General features: G+C 42.2%; 13 protein-coding genes. 12 read left to right on the top strand and 1 reads right to left on the bottom strand.

Going from position 1 to position 16,064, the window contains the following annotated elements:
* Positions 1 to 26: 26 nt before the first annotated feature.
* Positions 27 to 2,756, bottom strand: a complete 2,730-nt coding sequence (gene rne / locus ACMXYW_RS08715; RefSeq protein ID WP_415903739.1) for a ribonuclease E — start codon at positions 2,754 to 2,756, stop codon at positions 27 to 29.
* A gap of 507 nt (positions 2,757 to 3,263) precedes the next feature.
* On the opposite strand from rne, the gene rluC reads away from it, so the two are divergent.
* From rluC to ACMXYW_RS08655, 12 genes are all read left to right on the top strand, one after another.
* The gene (gene rluC, locus ACMXYW_RS08710; protein WP_415903738.1) at positions 3,264 to 4,232 is read left to right on the top strand and encodes a 23S rRNA pseudouridine(955/2504/2580) synthase RluC; all 969 of its coding nucleotides are present in this window, start codon (positions 3,264 to 3,266) and stop codon (positions 4,230 to 4,232) included.
* 10 nt (positions 4,233 to 4,242) lie between these two features.
* On the top strand, positions 4,243 to 5,343 hold the full coding sequence (locus ACMXYW_RS08705; protein WP_415903737.1) for a DNA-binding protein: 1,101 nt from the start codon (positions 4,243 to 4,245) through the stop codon (positions 5,341 to 5,343).
* 111 nt (positions 5,344 to 5,454) lie between these two features.
* Entirely contained in the window at positions 5,455 to 6,429 is a 975-nt protein-coding gene (gene cysB, locus ACMXYW_RS08700; RefSeq protein WP_415884522.1) for an HTH-type transcriptional regulator CysB, read from the top strand.
* A 145-nt stretch (positions 6,430 to 6,574) separates the two neighbouring features.
* On the top strand, positions 6,575 to 8,602 hold the full coding sequence (locus tag ACMXYW_RS08695) for an ATP-binding protein (RefSeq protein ID WP_415903736.1): 2,028 nt from the start codon (positions 6,575 to 6,577) through the stop codon (positions 8,600 to 8,602).
* A complete protein-coding gene (locus ACMXYW_RS08690; RefSeq protein WP_415903735.1) occupies positions 8,595 to 10,817 on the top strand; it encodes an EAL domain-containing protein in 2,223 nt (740 codons plus the stop codon). The genes ACMXYW_RS08695 and ACMXYW_RS08690 overlap by 8 nt, the downstream gene beginning before the upstream one ends.
* A gap of 12 nt (positions 10,818 to 10,829) precedes the next feature.
* Positions 10,830 to 11,420 (top strand): hypothetical protein, encoded by a 591-nt coding sequence (locus ACMXYW_RS08685; RefSeq protein WP_415903734.1) that lies wholly within the window; start codon positions 10,830 to 10,832, stop codon positions 11,418 to 11,420.
* A gap of 401 nt (positions 11,421 to 11,821) precedes the next feature.
* Positions 11,822 to 12,286: a hypothetical protein gene (locus ACMXYW_RS08680; RefSeq protein ID WP_415891345.1), complete on the top strand. Its 465-nt coding sequence runs from the start codon at positions 11,822 to 11,824 to the stop codon at positions 12,284 to 12,286.
* Between the two features lie 23 nt (positions 12,287 to 12,309).
* The gene (locus ACMXYW_RS08675) at positions 12,310 to 13,716 is read left to right on the top strand and encodes a hypothetical protein (RefSeq protein WP_415903733.1); all 1,407 of its coding nucleotides are present in this window, start codon (positions 12,310 to 12,312) and stop codon (positions 13,714 to 13,716) included.
* A gap of 34 nt (positions 13,717 to 13,750) precedes the next feature.
* Complete coding sequence (locus ACMXYW_RS08670; RefSeq protein ID WP_415903732.1) at positions 13,751 to 14,383, top strand: hypothetical protein; 633 nt, start codon at positions 13,751 to 13,753, stop codon at positions 14,381 to 14,383.
* 64 nt (positions 14,384 to 14,447) lie between these two features.
* Positions 14,448 to 14,810: a roadblock/LC7 domain-containing protein gene (locus ACMXYW_RS08665; protein ID WP_415884529.1), complete on the top strand. Its 363-nt coding sequence runs from the start codon at positions 14,448 to 14,450 to the stop codon at positions 14,808 to 14,810.
* A gap of 17 nt (positions 14,811 to 14,827) precedes the next feature.
* Positions 14,828 to 15,289 (top strand): PAS domain-containing protein, encoded by a 462-nt coding sequence (locus ACMXYW_RS08660; protein ID WP_415903731.1) that lies wholly within the window; start codon positions 14,828 to 14,830, stop codon positions 15,287 to 15,289.
* Between the two features lie 9 nt (positions 15,290 to 15,298).
* Positions 15,299 to 16,045 carry a phosphate/phosphite/phosphonate ABC transporter substrate-binding protein gene (locus tag ACMXYW_RS08655; protein ID WP_415901005.1) on the top strand — a complete coding sequence of 249 codons (747 nt, stop codon included), beginning with the start codon at positions 15,299 to 15,301 and terminating at the stop codon, positions 16,043 to 16,045.
* Positions 16,046 to 16,064 lie beyond the last annotated feature (19 nt).

Genomic DNA, 16,064 nt, shown 5'->3' with positions numbered 1-16,064 from the left:
TAGCCCCTTTTTTATTTGTATCTACATTATTTCTCAGTTGACTCTGATTCTACGTTTTGGCGTTTGCGAACTTCACGAGGATCGTTTGGTGCACGACGAGTACGACGTTTGCGAACAGGTCTTTGATTGGCTTCTGGCTCTGCTGTTACGGCTACAGTTTCAGTTGCTTCTGAAGTTTCAGTCGCTTCTGCAGTTTCAGTCGCCTCTGTAGTTTCAGTCGCCTCTGTAGTTTCAGTAGCTTCTGCAGTTTCAGTTGCTTCTGTAGTTTCAGTCGCCTCTGTAGTTTCAGTCGCCTCTGTAGTTTCAGTAGCTTCTGCAGTTTCAGTTGCTTCTGTAGTTTCAGTCGCCTCTGTAGTTTCAGTTGCTTCTGCAGTTTCAGTCGCTTCTGTAGTTTTAGTCGCTTCTGTAGTTTCAGTCGCCTCTGTAGTTTCAGTTGCTTCTGTAATTTCAGTCGCTTCTGCTGTTTCGGTAGCTTCTACAGTTTCAGTTGCTTCTGCAATTTCAGCTGGCGTTGTGTCAGCTGTTGCTTCAGGTGCTTTAGCTTCTGAGCTTTCGCTTACCGTATTTGAGGCTTTTGTATCTTCAATAGTAGCTTCAGCAGTTGGTGCTGTATCTTTAGTTTCAACTTCTGTTGCAACGTTATTAGTGCGTTTGGCCGAGCGTTCAGTGGTGCGACGACGACGGCCACGGCGACGTGGATTGCGTGGTGCTTCTTCTTGCTCTTCAGTATTCTGAGAATCTGTGTTGCTCAGATCCTGTTTGCTTTTAGATTCTGCCGGTTCGTTTTCGCCTTTGCGTTTACGGCGACGACGTTTTGGCTTATCTTCGTTTTGGTTTAGAGGCTGATCAGGCTCAGGTTGTACGGTAATGATCTCATCGTTCTGCTTAGGGGTGCGCTTACGATCATTGTCACGACGGCGACGCTTGCGGCCTGATTCGTTGCGATCATTACGCTTACGTTTAGGGTGTGAAGTGCTCTTTTCTTCGCTTGGCTGTTCTTTTTCTTCAGTGGTTTCGGAGCTACTGCCACCAAACAGGCTTTTGAACATGCCAACTACGCGGCTGCCTAAGGACTCATTGTTTTTAACTGGTGCTGGGGCAGGTGTTGCTGCTTTAGGTGCTTCTGTAGCTGCTTCAGGTGCAGGTGTTTTAGGAGCAACGCTGCGCACAGCTGCTTGTTCGCGAGGAGCGCTAGCCTGAGAGGTGGCTGCGGCTTCAAGTGACTCGGCTTCTTCTGGCTCTGGCTGCATTGTGTAGCTTGCATCATTTGTTGTCGCAACCGTGTGATCGTCACGTAACCGAACTACTTCGTAGTGCGGTGTTTCCATGTTCGGGTTTGGAACGATGACAACACGTACATCTTGGCGAAGTTCTATATCGTGAACAGCGTGACGTTTTTCGTTGAGTAGATATGTCGCTACAGTAACTGGCAAGATTGCACGAATCTGAGCTGTACGGTCTTTGCCAGATTCCTCCTCGATAAGACGAAGAATGGATAGTGCAAGAGACTCGGTGTCACGGATTGTGCCTTGGCCGTTACAGCGTGGGCATACAACGCCGCGTGTTTCTGCAAGAGAAGGGCGTAAGCGTTGACGAGACATCTCAAGTAGGCCGAAACGAGAGATTCGCCCCATTTGTACACGAGCGCGATCAAGTTTGAGCGCATCTCTCAGGCGATTTTCTACTTCACGTTGGTTCTTGATTGGTGTCATGTCGATGAAATCGATAACAACCAAGCCGCCGATATCACGCAGGCGTAATTGGCGTGCGATTTCGTCAGCTGCTTCAAGGTTTGTGTGAAGTGCTGTTTCTTCAATATCGCCACCACGCGTCGCTCGCGCGGAGTTGATGTCGATCGAAACAAGTGCTTCTGTAGGATCAATTACGATTGAGCCGCCTGACGGAAGTGTTACTTCGCGTTGGAATGCAGTTTCAATCTGAGTCTCAATCTGGAAGCGATTGAACAATGGTGTTTGTTCAGAGTAATGCTTAATTTTGTTTTCGTAAGTAGGCATTACCTGCTTAACGAAGTTTTTAGCATCTTCGAAAACTTGTGGGTCGTCGATTAAAACTTCGCCGATATCTGAGCGTAGGTAATCTCGAACGGCACGGATTACTACGTTGCTTTCCTGATAGATTAGGAATGGAGCAGGCTTTTCTTCAGAGGCTTGCTTAATAGCAGTCCATAGTGTTTGAAGGTATTCAAAGTCCCACTGAAGCTCTTCGCTTGTGCGGCCAACGCCTGCTGTACGAACGATAATGCCCATCTGTTTAGGAACATTAACGCCGGAAAGTGCTTCTTTTAATTGTGTGCGTTCTTCGCCTTCGATGCGGCGGGAGATGCCGCCTGCACGAGGGTTATTTGGCATAAGCACAAGGTAGCGACCGGCAAGGCTAATGAAGGTGGTTAGTGCAGCACCTTTATTGCCGCGCTCTTCTTTATCAACCTGAACAATAACTTCAGTGCCTTCTTTCAGCACTTCTTTAATGTTTGGGCGTGAGCCACGAGTAGGTGGCTTGATAAAGTATTCGCGAGAAATTTCTTTAAGCGGAAGGAAGCCGTGGCGTTCAGCACCGTAATCTACGAACGCAGCTTCTAGGCTTGGCTCGATGCGGGTGATTTTGCCTTTATAAATATTGGCTTTTTTCTGTTCTCTTGAGCCGGATTCAATATCCAGATCATATAGACGCTGGCCATCAACCAGCGCTACACGCAACTCTTCAGGTTGAGTTGCGTTGATAAGCATTCTTTTCATGACGTTCTCTTAATAGAACGCTTTTCGCCAAGCCAGAGTGCCCAGAGGGTACCCGTCTTTTGGACTCACATGCAGTATATAAGGCATTTACCCGATCAATTTTGGGTCGGGCGGCTGTAATAGCCAAGCCTGCAGCAATATAGTGCGCAGGGATTAAAGCCATCTAATCTGATGGTAATTTTTATTAATACGCAATCGGCGTATCAATCGTCCACGGTAGAGGAATCAGTAGCCTATTTATTCTTCTAGCTAATTGTTACTGCTTTATAAAAAAGCAGGTTCCTGGCTAAAGTACGTCTCTACCTCCAACCGGTCATACTCGGCTGGGTGAAAAGCTTTTTAATTAAATTCTTTGTTGCTGACGGCATCTACAGTGTATTTCACTGTGATATTTGGTCTGTATTACGGCACCTGTGAAAAAAGATAAAGCCAACAGACTGCAGCAGCGCTAGAATATAGCAGCTATCAACTAGTGCATCAATTCGGTAATCGGTTTTCATATCAAATATGTCACAGCAAAACAGTCAAGAAGCAAGCAAGGTTCGTTTCGTAGAAATAACTGAAAATAATGATGGGCAGAGGATCGATAATTTTTTAATCACTGCTCTTAAAGGCGCACCTAAAAGCCTTGTTTACCGAATCCTTCGAAAAGGCGAGGTTAGAGTAAATAAAAAACGCGTAAAGCCGGAGTATCGTCTAAAGCTAAATGATTTAGTTCGAATCCCGCCCGTACGTTTAGCCGACAAAAAAGAGCCAGCTAAAGTTAGTGATCAGCTCAGTGAAAAATTAGAAGCGTCTATCCTTTACGAAGATAACGACATTATTGTCGTAAATAAGCCTTCTGGTATCGCTGTGCATGGAGGCAGTGGTATTAGTTTAGGTTTGATTGAGTCGTTTCGTCAGATGCGCCCGCAGTGCAAGTTTCTAGAATTAGTCCATCGCTTAGATCGCGATACATCAGGTTGTATCATGATGGCTAAAAAGCGTAGTGCACTGAAATTGATGCATGAATCTTTGCAGAAAAGCACTATCACTAAAATCTATCACGCGTTAGTCATTGGTAGTTGGAATGAGCGAAAGCGTAAAATCGATGCGCCTTTACGTAAGAACGAGCTTAAATCTGGGGAACGTGTTGTCAAAGTTGCAGCAGACGGTAAGGCTTCGTTAACTGAATACAAAGTCCTTGAGCGTTTTGGTCGCCAAGCTACCTTGGTTGAGGCTAGACCGATTACTGGTCGTACACATCAAATCAGGGTTCACTGCCAATTTGCTGGCCATCCTATTGTCGGGGATGAAAAGTACACGCCAGATGAAGATAATGCTGCAATGCGAGAGCATGGATTTAAACGTCTGTTTCTTCATGCAGCAGAATTACGTTTCCCATTACCTTCTGGTGGGCGAAAGATAGTCAAAGCACCATTAGATATGCAGTTACAAAAAGCCGTAAAACGTTTTAAAAGTATTAATTGTAAGTAGGTTTCTCTGAATGAGTGATATGGAATTAAAAGATAAAACTTATGCGACTGCTGATCGATTATTAATGGCGGGTGTTCAGCCAACATTATCAGTTGTTGCAGAGTCTCTTGGTCACCAGCCAGCAGAGATTGAAGGGTATTTTGATAGTTGGTGGGAGTTGGTGCCAGAAAGGTTATCTGTTTCCGCATCGTCTATCGTTGTTCCGGACGTACCGGAAGTTTTGGGGCAAGCGTTTGCGCGTGTCTGGCAGCAGGCTGTTCAAGAGGCGAGTAGCAAGTTTATCGAAGAGAAGCATCGCCAAGAGGTTGGAATTGATGTTGTCCGTCGTGAAGCAGATGAATCTCTCCAAGCATCTCGTGGCCAACTTATAGAATTAGAAGACAAACTTCGTAATCAAATTAGCCGAAATGAAGAGATTCACTCTCAGATTAAAGGGCTTGAAGCTGAGATTGAAGTTTTGAAATCTAACTTGATGGCGGAAACATCTCAGCGTAAGCAAGAAGAGCAGGCAAAATCTAACGTTGAGCAAGAGCTTACGCATCTACGAAAAACTCACGATGATAGTAAACGTACATTTGATCAGCGTATTAAAGATGAGCAAAGGCATACGCTTGATGCGGTTAGCAAAGCCGATGCTGATGTCCGTTACTACCGAGGCGCATTAGAAAAGTTGCGTGATGAAGTAGGCAAAAAAGAATCGGCTTTAACTAAGTCTATTCATGATTTACAGGCCGAACTAGCGCGTAAAGATGTAAAACATGACACGCAGAAAACACAAATAAAAAGCCTCGAAGACGAACTCAAAAAGATCAAGCAAGATAGTAGTGGCCAGAATAGAGATCTATCTAAAATCAATACCCAGCTTTTATCTGAAACCAATAAAAACAAACGGTTAGAAAGCAAAATTAAAGAGCTTGATGAAGAATTGAGAAAGGCTAGGCAGAAACAAGTGGCTATTGCTAATGAGCAATCACGTCGTGAATCTAGTGTCAGAAATCAATACAAAGATAAAGAAGAAGAGCTAGTAAGAGCGCTAGCCAAGATATCTAGTTTAGAGAAAAAAATAATAACTCAAGATGAAGAAATTAGGCGTTTAAATAGCCGCCTATAATTCCTTTATAACTTAGATGCATTAGGATAGATTTTATTCTAAACTGTTATATTAGAGTTGTTTTTTATTACTAAACAATTACATATCTACTGAGTTTATCTGGAGTGTTTGATGAAATTGCAGCAGCTGCGTTATATCTGGGAAGTTGCAAGACATGACCTTAATGTCTCTGCCACAGCTCAAAGCCTATATACATCACAGCCTGGCATTAGTAAGCAAATCAGATTGCTCGAAGATGAGTTAGGGGTTGAGGTGTTTGCCCGTAGTGGTAAGCATCTTACCCGTGTCACACCAGCAGGTCAGGCTATTCTGTCTGTTGCAGGAGAAATTCTGCAGAAAGTTGAAAGTATCAAGCAGGTTGCTCAAGAGTTTAGTGATGAGCGTAAAGGCAGTTTGGATGTTGCAACTACTCATACTCAGGCTCGATATGCACTGCCGCCTACAATTACCGGTTTTATGAAGGAATACCCTGAGGTATCGCTTCATATGCATCAAGGTACGCCAATGCAGATCTCTGAGATGGCTGCTGATGGTTCAGTTGATTTTGCGATAGCGACTGAAGCGATGGCGCATTTCAGTGATCTGATCATGATGCCCTGTTATCGCTGGAACCGTTCTGTAGTTGTTCCTAAAGGTCATCCATTAACTCAAGTTTCTAAGTTAACGCTAGCTGATTTAGCCGAACAGCCGATCGTTACATACGTATTCGGATTTACAGGTCGGTCAAAATTAGATGACGCCTTCATCAAAGAAGGGTTGGAACCAAAAGTTGTTTTCACTGCTGTAGATTCTGATGTGATCAAAACTTATGTTCGTCTTGGCTTGGGTGTAGGTATTATTGCCTCAATGGCTTTTGATGAGCGGCAAGATAGTGATTTGGTTCGTTTAGATGCAAGTCACTTGTTTGAACCGAGTACGACTAAGATTGGTTTCAGAAAAGGTACTTTTTTGCGTGGGTACATGTTTGACTTTATTCAGCGTTTTGCGCCCCATCTAACTCCAGATGTAGTTAGGCAAGTACAGGAATGTGGTAATAAAAGTGAGATCGATGAGCTTTTATCTCATTATGATCTGCCTGATTTATAACTTTGAGCGTTTGTTCATCATTCTTTAAAGCCTGCTAAGCAGGCTTTTTTCGTTTTAGGATCTAATTAATCTAAAAATTCGTATTAGTCTCTGCAGTCTCGAAATACGCATCCTATACTGAGAATACTTTCAGTGGGGGGAGGCTATGAAGCGAAGTTCTATTCTTACCCGTATTAACCTCAGCTTATTAGCTGTGTCAGTTGTTTTTGCTGTCTTTGTTGTTGTACAGATTGTTGTTGGTCTCAAGGTGAGTGAGTCCAGTGAAGAGGTAACAACAAGGGATATGCCTGTCGCACTCTATACTCAAGCTATGCAAGATGAATTAGGAGATATGAATTCTAATCTGCTTGAGTATGTGTTGGGTGAGTCTGAAGAGAAGCAAGAATATTTTGCGAATAAAGAAGAGTTTGACCAATATCGAAAGGAAATACCCCCCATTAGTGATGCCTATAAGAAAATGATCACTGTCGATCGTTTAATTTCCACGGCTAATGAGAACGCTGAAAAAAGGGTCTTTAGTCGATTTGATCCCATTCTTGAGGAGCAAGCTACTCGAAGTATTAACCGGCTTATCCGGGAGGTCGGTGGTCCGCTCGAAAATCTTCTCGACGATATGAAAGAAGAGGAGATTGCAGACGTTGGCTCTTCTAACGATTTAGATCAGATTATTAATGATGATTTGCCTTCTGTGCGATATTACCTAGAGCTTGTTGATGAGGCCGGGGATATGCTTGCCGACTTAGATAGGTTTGTATTAGGAGATCAAAATGCCCGTAAGAGTTTCTTTGGTAACGCTCTTCAATTCGAATCCTTCCTTGCTAGCCTAAAGCCTTTAGAGAAAAAACCTCATGAATTAGTCCGCATAGCTGAAGTAGAGCGGTTGTTTAATGAGCTTAAAAGTGGTGGGGCCGAAGTTTTCGAGATCTATGCAGCTAGAAACAGAATTGACGCATTAGCGGCTATTGAAGATATAGAGCATAACGCATTTGGCGAGTTGGAAGAGCTTCTGGAAGGAATGTCTTCCCATGCTAGGCGCCGAGTTGAAAATAGTATGAATGATCTGGTTGACCTATCAAATAAGGTTAACTATCTCCTGATATTTACACTCGTTGGCGGTGTCGCACTTTTAGTCGCGATTGTAACCTACACGAAGCGGTCTATTTTTGCGCCTATGACAGCGATATCTGAATCCATTAATAAACTAAGAGGTGGTGAGAGAGATTTTGAGATCGCTGAAAGTAATCGTAATGATGAAATTGGCGACATCATCAATAGTTTGAGGCAGTTTCAGTCTGAGTTAACGGAGCTTGATGAACTTCGATTAGCTGATGAGAAGATGCAAGCCAATCTTAAGGGAGAGCGAGATAAGCTTTCTAGTGCGCTTGAAAATCTTGAGCAGGCTCAGGATAAGCTCATTGCTAGTGAAAAGCTGGCTTCATTGGGTTCCTTGGTCGCGGGTGTATCTCACGAAATTAATACACCAATTGGTGTGTCCGTCACAATGTCTAGTCATCTAAAAGAAAATATTGATGAGCTTATGCGCTCTATTAAAGCGGGTGAGCTCAAGCAGTCATTCTTGGATCAATTCGAGCGAGAGGCAGCTGAATCCTTTTCAGTTATGGAGAGTTCCTTAGACAAAGCGAGCCATCTTATTCAAAACTTCAAGCAAGTGGCAACTGATCAGTCTAGTTCCAGCCGTCGAGAATTCGCTTTGAAGGAAGTTATTGATGAAGTAATGATGACTGTGCGCCATCAGTTAAAAGGAACAAGCTTCAAATATAGAGTTGAAGGCGATGATGAGTTGATGATGGATAGTTACCCTGGACCGTTTGGGCAAGTCGTAACTAACCTCTTTAATAATTCTATCATGCATGGTTTTGATGGGCGTGAAGAAGGCGAAATCAATATTAGATTCACGCGCCTTAATGACAGTGTGAAAATTTACTTTATTGATAATGGTGCCGGAATAGATGAGTCGAAAATAAATCGTATTTTTGACCCTTTTTATACGACTAAATTAGGGCAGGGTGGTTCGGGTTTAGGACTGAATATTGTGCATAACATTGTCACAAGTGTTTTAGGTGGGTCTATTAACGTGACGAGCAAAGTGGGTACTGAGTTTGAAGTTGTGTTACCTCTGGTAGCTCCGAAACAGGATAATGACAATGAGTGATGTGCTGTTAAATATCATAGATGATTCGAATGAACCTAAAATAGAGGATGATCGTGAGGCATGGAAAATAGCGATCATTGACGATGAAGATTCAGTGCATCAAGTTACAACGCTGGCTCTGTCTAGAACCGACGTACTGGGTCATCCTTTAAGTTTTGTTCATGCTTATAGCGGCGAGGAGGGGTATAAGCTCATAGAAGAGCATGAAGATATCGCTGTAGTGTTATTAGATGTGGTCATGGAAAGTCCAGATGCTGGGTTGATTCTGGCTGAGCAGATCCGTGAAAAACTTCAACGCCATAATCTTCAAATCATTCTCCGTACAGGTCAGCCAGGTTATGCACCCGAGAATGAAATTATCGAACGATACGAGATCAATGCCTACAAAACCAAAAATGAGCTAACAAAATCACGTTTATTTACCGCGCTTGCTACTGCTATTCGTTCCTATCAGCATCTCTGTGCATTAGAAAATAGTAAGCTCGGGTTGAGGTCTATTATCGATGCTTCCTCAGATTTATTAAAAGAGCGTTCAGTTAACGATTTTGCAAGAGGTGTGCTTCTGCAGATAAGTGCGCTTTTCAATATCGATGCAGACGGAATATTTTGTGTTTCACAAAGGCCTCACAATGGCCCTCTAGCTTTAAGGAAAGGACTAGAGGATGAATATTTCGTTGTAGCTGCTTCAAATAAATATGATCACTTCTTTGGTCGAAAACTTGAACAACTAAACACTGACGGCTTGAGCGAGCTGGTACGGGATGTTTTAGAGCATAAGCAGCATAGTATAGGTGAGCGATATACAGGGCTTTACCTTTCCACTCCATCCATGTGGGAAGGGGTGATTATGCTAGAAGGTGCTAGAGACCTTAAAAATGTCGATGAAGAGCTGTTACAAGTATTCTGTATGAATGTGGGGCTAGGGCTAGAAAATGCCAAATTCTTTTCCCATCTAAATAAGGCTGCATATTTTGATTCCTTAACGGGTCTACATAGTCGTCTAGGATTAATTGAAAAATCGGTTTCGTTTGTAAGATCAAGTGGAGATCGTTCCACCCTCTATCTGGCTGATCTCGACTATTTTCATAATATTATTGAATCGTTAGGTTATGACTACGGAAACAAAGTGCTTGCTGAGATGGGAGGAAGCCTGAAGAGGATTTATGGCGATAAGGTCTTGCTAGCACGTTTGCATACAGATGTTTTTGCCATATTAATGGTAGATACAGACCTTGATGCTAACGATGTAGCTAGAGAATGTGCAAAGCCACTCTTTGTTGATGGTAATTCAATTAGATTGGGAGTCACCGTCGGTAGTTCCAGTGAGCTTGCGGATAATTTCTCGCATGAGACCACCGAGCAGATGTTAAGACAAGCTGAAGTGGCTTTAAAGGTTGCGAAAGAAAACCGTCGGGGTGCGGGGCAGGAATTTGACCGTCAATATGAAGAAGTATCAAGAAATCACCTTAATCTTCTAAACGATATTCGTAACGCTTTAGTGAATCGTGAGTTTTTTTTGGTGTTGCAACCCAAAGTTAATGCCGTCACGGAAAAGGTAAATGGATACGAAGCATTGATAAGGTGGCAGCATCCAGTCAAAGGCATCGTGCCCCCAAATGCGTTCATCCCCGTTATTGAACAATCCGGTTTGTTCTTTGATATTGATCTGTACGTGTTTGAAGAGTCTTGTGCAATTCTAAAGCAGAATCCCCAGATCAATGTGCCGATATCGATTAATGTTTCAGCCAATTCACTACACCATAATGAATTTATTAGTGAAATTGCAAGGCTAACAGAAGAGCTGAAGCCTGACCTCTCCTTGTTGCAGTTAGAGATCACTGAAAATGCACTGATTCGAAGTGATGCTGCAATCAAACACCTTAATGCCCTTAAGTCTATAGGTTTCTCAATATGCTTAGATGACTTTGGCGCAGGTTTTTCATCACTTAGTTATCTATTAAGGCTGCCTCTTGATGTCATTAAAATTGATAGAAGCTTTGTTCAGTGTGTTGCAGATCAAAAGGATGCGCGTGTGGTATTGCAAGGCATGGTCGATATAGGGCGTAAATTGCGTAAAGAGCTGGTGGTGGAGGGGGTCGAAACTGAAGAGCAAGTTGAACTGATAAGAGCAATGCGTGTCTCAACCTTTCAGGGTTTCTATTTTTATAAGCCGCTTAGTATTGATGAGGCTGTAGCTGCACTTACTGAGCAATAAAGGGATTGCGTAATGCAGTTAGATCTTCAGTTGGGTGAAGCTATCCAAGGTTCTGTAGTGCTCTCAGAGCGAAACTTAATGCTGGTGTTCCAAGTAAATTGTCCTGGTTGTTTGTCTCGCGCTTTACCCATGTTGAGTAAAATTAGCGAAGCAAATGAACAATTGAACTGCTTTGCGCTTTCTACCGCTTTTGAAAACTTCAATTTGAACAATGCTAAAACGACCAAAGCATTATTAGAACAGGGCGACCTGACACTCCATTCTAAACGCTATTTTGCACAAATAGGTCAGCAAAAGTTACCTTACAAATTTGATCTGCCCGTAGTTATGGATTGGTTTATGCCTGCAGAATCGGCCGGTAAGCTATCAGGGACGATCATAGATGTGTTTGATGAGGAGCGTTTGTCTGAGGTTGTTAAGCAAGCTATTAAGAACCATTTATCTCAACGTCTTGTACCTATGAGTAAAATGGGTAGGACATTCCTGAATAATGATTTTCAAGGTACGCCTACATGGGTCTACTTCGATCAAGACTTGAATATTCTTGAAAGTTGGTTTGGTCATAAAGAAAACGAATGGGTACAAGCTTTGTTGGATAAATAAACGGTTTTATTAGATAAGTAATCAAAGCCTCGCTATTGCGGGGCTTTCTTATTATTAGTGACAGATTGATATCAATCTACATTGGGTGTCCATTGCAACGATCTAGCAAGGACTATCTGTTAAACTTATTTCTATGTCTAAAAATTGAGCTATTCTTACTAGGTTGATATTAAAGAAAAAAATTAATCTGCCGTGAACTTAGATAAGGTTGTACTTTTGACAAGGAAAACTGTTAATTAGTGCATTAATTTATTGATAAATTTGTATTCTTGCGTCGGTCGAGATATAAAACAAACACCTGTTTGGAATATTACCAATAACTAAAGAACCATCCTGAACAAGTTCATATTTTGAAAAGGCTTATTCACTGGGTGTATCAATAATAAAAGCAGGAGCATTTTGTGAGTTCTTTAATTTGGGATGCGTTAGCTGACTGGGAATTGAATGCCGATTTTGATAGTCCTAATACAGGACGCATTCAAGCAGCTTTCGATGCGCAACACCCTAGGTATCTTATTTATCGTGGGCATCAGGGTCGTAGAATTCTGTACCATTTTACACGAATGGTTGCAGCAGAGCCGGATGAGCTACGCCTACATACAAAGCGTATCTATCTTTCGATAGCTTGTTACGACAGTGATGCGCTTGAAGGTGCTTTTGCCGATTTTTTGCTTGTGCTAGGTAAGAAAGGACCAAAATTACGTCAACGTCTCTTTGAGCAGGCTCGAAAGGTTATGAAGCCAAAAGTTCGTAATGTTATTCAGCGAGCTATCGAAGAAGACGATCTATCAGCGCTGTCTGAGCTTTCTACAGAGCATTCTGTTCTTATTAATGGAAGATTCCAGCCAGCTAGCCTGCATGGATGAGATAGGGTAGGTAGTAGAAGCTAATGAGCTTGAAGAAACGTGGTCAACTAAAAAATGTTCGTAAAATTGCGTTGATTGGTTTTACTGGACCCAATCAGGCAATGCTTGAATATTGCTTCTCTTCAGAAGTTGACTGTGAGCTCGTAACCGCTAGTGCCGCACAGATTCTTGTTGTTAATGGCGATCAGGGTGAAGAAGATAATCTACTCAGTAAATCTCTGATTGATAAATATGCGGCCGAATGTCGTGTAGTTATTAGTATTAGAGATATTGCTTGGGACGGTTTTACACTTCTCAAAAAACCACATACTGCCCAAGATCTTTTATCCATTGTCAGAGGTTTCGAAGTAACTTTTCCTGAAACCGAAATGGATATTGCTCAGCCTGTAAAAAAAGAGATTAATCCGGATGATCTCGATTTTTACCGAAGTCGGGATTATGCACGTAAAAGACAAGGCGAAGCGCTTAAGCAAAAGCTAATTAAAGGCAAGCTAGTTGTTAGTGCATCAGATCGTTTAGTACAGCAGGTTGAAGCTGATGTTCGCGAACAAGAAGAGCAATTGAAGCTAGAGCTTGAAGCTGAAAAAGCCAAGCATGAAGCTATCTTAGCTAAGAAAAAGGCTAAAAAATTACTCCTTCTGAAGAAGAAAAAACTAGAAGAAGAGAAGCGTTTAAAAGAAGAGCAAAAGAAAAAGCTTGCTGCTCAAAAAGCTAAAAAGCTTAAACAGAAACTTCTCAATAATCAGAAGAAGAAAGAACAGTTAGCAAAACGTGCAGAAAAAGCAGAGAAAACGCTTCAAGATAACAGTGTTAAGCCTGCCCCTACTTTAACTAATGAGCAGATTTTACAGTGCTGCGGTAACGCAGCAGATGTTGATTTATCACGTTCAGATGAGCGTCGCAGTATCTTCTTTAACCCTGAAGGTTCCTTACTGGTTAAAATGACAGAAGCTGTTGACCTAGCTGTTAAACTCGATCAACCTGTCGAGATTACTGGGTTGCCGGGTCAGATGTTTGTTTTCCCTGATCAACGTTTATTTTACACAACCTTCAGTGATGATTTTTTAAATCAACTCGCCTTAACCCGATTTGGGTATGGAGAGTTGGAGATTGAACCAAAAGGTGATTTCAAGCTAGAAGATAAAACAAAACACCTAGCAGAGAATATTGAGTCACTTATTTGGAAAGTTGCCCTTTGGACATCTAGAGGGCGACTATTAAATGGAATGGACCCAGAGAAGTTAATGCAATTAACAGTGCAGCCTGATTTTGAAACATTTCAGGCCGTCCCTGATTGTTACGAAATTAGTGATGTATGGAGTGGTCATCAGATGACCGCACTGGATATTGTAAGAATATTGGATATACCGCAACGTGTTGTATTTACGTTTATGTGCGGTGCATATTCACTTGGATGGTTTCAGGAATGATGCGGTGGGTTAGGAAAGGTATCGGAGTTATTTTGTGACAAATGCTACTATCCAAAATCAATTTATTCAGATCTGTCCGGCAGGGGCTTTCTACGCGACTGTAGGCTCTGAGCCGGATGACGCCAGAGCCTTATTGCTCCAGCTTCTTAGTTCTGATGTCTCTTTACCATTCAGTCATGAATTGGTAATGGAATTGACGGATCTTGATGAAGGCGAAGCTAAAGAGCTGTTCGACAAACTGATTGATAAGAATTTTGTTCAATTGAGCAAAACTCCATCGCGAATGATCAGTGACTCGATCGAAAAGATACTCCCAGAATTGCTATCTGGTTTATCTAGCTCTGGCAAAGTTGCTTTAGCTGATGACCATGGCTTTTGCCTTGGATCAACAGGTTATGATGCCGATCATGCTGAGGCACTATGTGCTTTGGCAGCAGATTTAAGTTCGCTTCACGAACGGCACAGTTTATTACTAAATCGTGACCTTTCATTTATGGGAGAGTCATGGGGAATGTTAGACCCAGTTGGTTTGAGCCAAGTTGGGTTTTGGGTAATTCACCTTGGTCATCAACGTTTTGTGCTGGTTATTGATCAGATGCCACGTTTGAATCAAGGGAATTATGTAGATTTATTAAGCGTTTTAGCAAGGCGTTATCTCGATTATTGATATCTATCAATGATCTAATCTCAGATAACTGTATTTTAATGCCTTACATTAAAGGAGTAAGTATATGCGCTCAGAAATGTTGACCTCAATCCTGAGTGACTTAAATGGAACTTCAGCAGAGATTGAAGCTTCCGCTGTCATTTCAACGGATGGTCTTATGATCGCAGCTCTTCTTCCAGCAGGTCTGGACGAAGATAGAGTAGGTGCAATGAGTGCTGCCATGCTTTCGCTTGGTGAGCGTACAGCAAGTGAGCTAGCTCGTGGCGAGTTGGAACAGGTTCTTGTAAAAGGCGATTTGGGTTATATCTTGATGACTCACGCAAATGATGAGTCTGTGCTAACTGTAGTAGCTAAACCTAACGCCCGCTTAGGTTTAATCTTCCTTGATGTTAAACGTGCAGCTGAAGCTATTGGTAAAATTCTATAAAATATTTAGGTTAATTGATGCCAGAACCGCAGACTGAAAGCGTTCAAGAAGTTGTCATCAAATATTTTGGCGGTGAGAGTCGCACCGCTCAAATACTCGATAAAGAAGAGCCTTACCCAGAAGGTAAGCTTATTGTCTCTCGTACGGATACGAAAGGAGTTATTACCCATGCTAATCAGGCATTTGTAGAAATGTCTGGTTATTCTCAGGAAGAGTTAATTGGGCAAAATCACAACATTTTGAGACACCCAGATATGCCTGCAGCAGCGTTTGCAGATTTGTGGGATACGCTAAAGACCGGAAAAAAATGGCATGGTTACGTAAAGAATTTGCGTAAAGATGGCAGTTACTATTGGGTTAAAGCGACTGTCATTCCAAATGTCCGTAATGGTTCTGTCGTTGGTTACACTTCTGTAAGGCGAAAGCCTTCCCTTCGAAAAATAGCAGAAAGCGAAGCCTTGTATTTAACCATGAAGTAGGGTGATTCCTTGAAGCTTAATTTAACAGTGAGTCCGGACTTTTCTCCGGATCATATCTCCGGTTGGTTTATTTTTAACACTTGGTTACAACGCCAATTAGACCGACCGGTTCATTTAGAGCTTTACGATAGTTTTGAAGCGCAAAGAAAAGATATTCAAGATGGTAAGTATGATCTTGTTTACGCAAATCCATTTGACGCTTCAATGCTTGTACGTGAATTGGGATTTAAAGCGGTTGTACGCCCCATTTCCAAATCTGATGAAACGATCATCGCAAGCAATATAGATGCCCAATATAATTGTGTAGAAGATCTAAAGCCAAATAGCCGCCTGGTTGCTACCAGTGATCCTGATGTAAACCGGATTGGTATGATTATGTTGGAGCCTGCAGATTTAGATGGCTCTAATACCGAACTGAGTACGGTTGATACTTATGTGATTGTTGCTAAGCGCCTGATTAATAATGAGGCTGATGCTGGATTCTTTTTAAAGGATGCCTACGACGATCTATCCGAACTGATTCGTAAACAGATGAAGGTATTGGTGGCGAGTGAAATCAGTGACGTTCATCATGCCTTATTGGTTTCCCCGGAGTTAGAACCTTTGATTCCACAATTCCAAGAGTTTCTGATCAGTATGCGAAATGACCCCAAAGGGCTGGGTGTACTGCAAAGTATGGACCTAGAAGGTTGGGAGGTCATGACGGAAGAGCAAACTGAGTTCATGATCGATCTTATAGATACATTGATAGATTAAAAAAGCGGCTTATTCAGCC

The organism is Neptuniibacter sp. QD48_55 (assembly GCF_047778115.1).
GTDB lineage: Bacteria > Pseudomonadota > Gammaproteobacteria > Pseudomonadales > Balneatricaceae > Neptuniibacter.
This window is presented reverse-complemented; position numbering and strand designations above follow the sequence as displayed.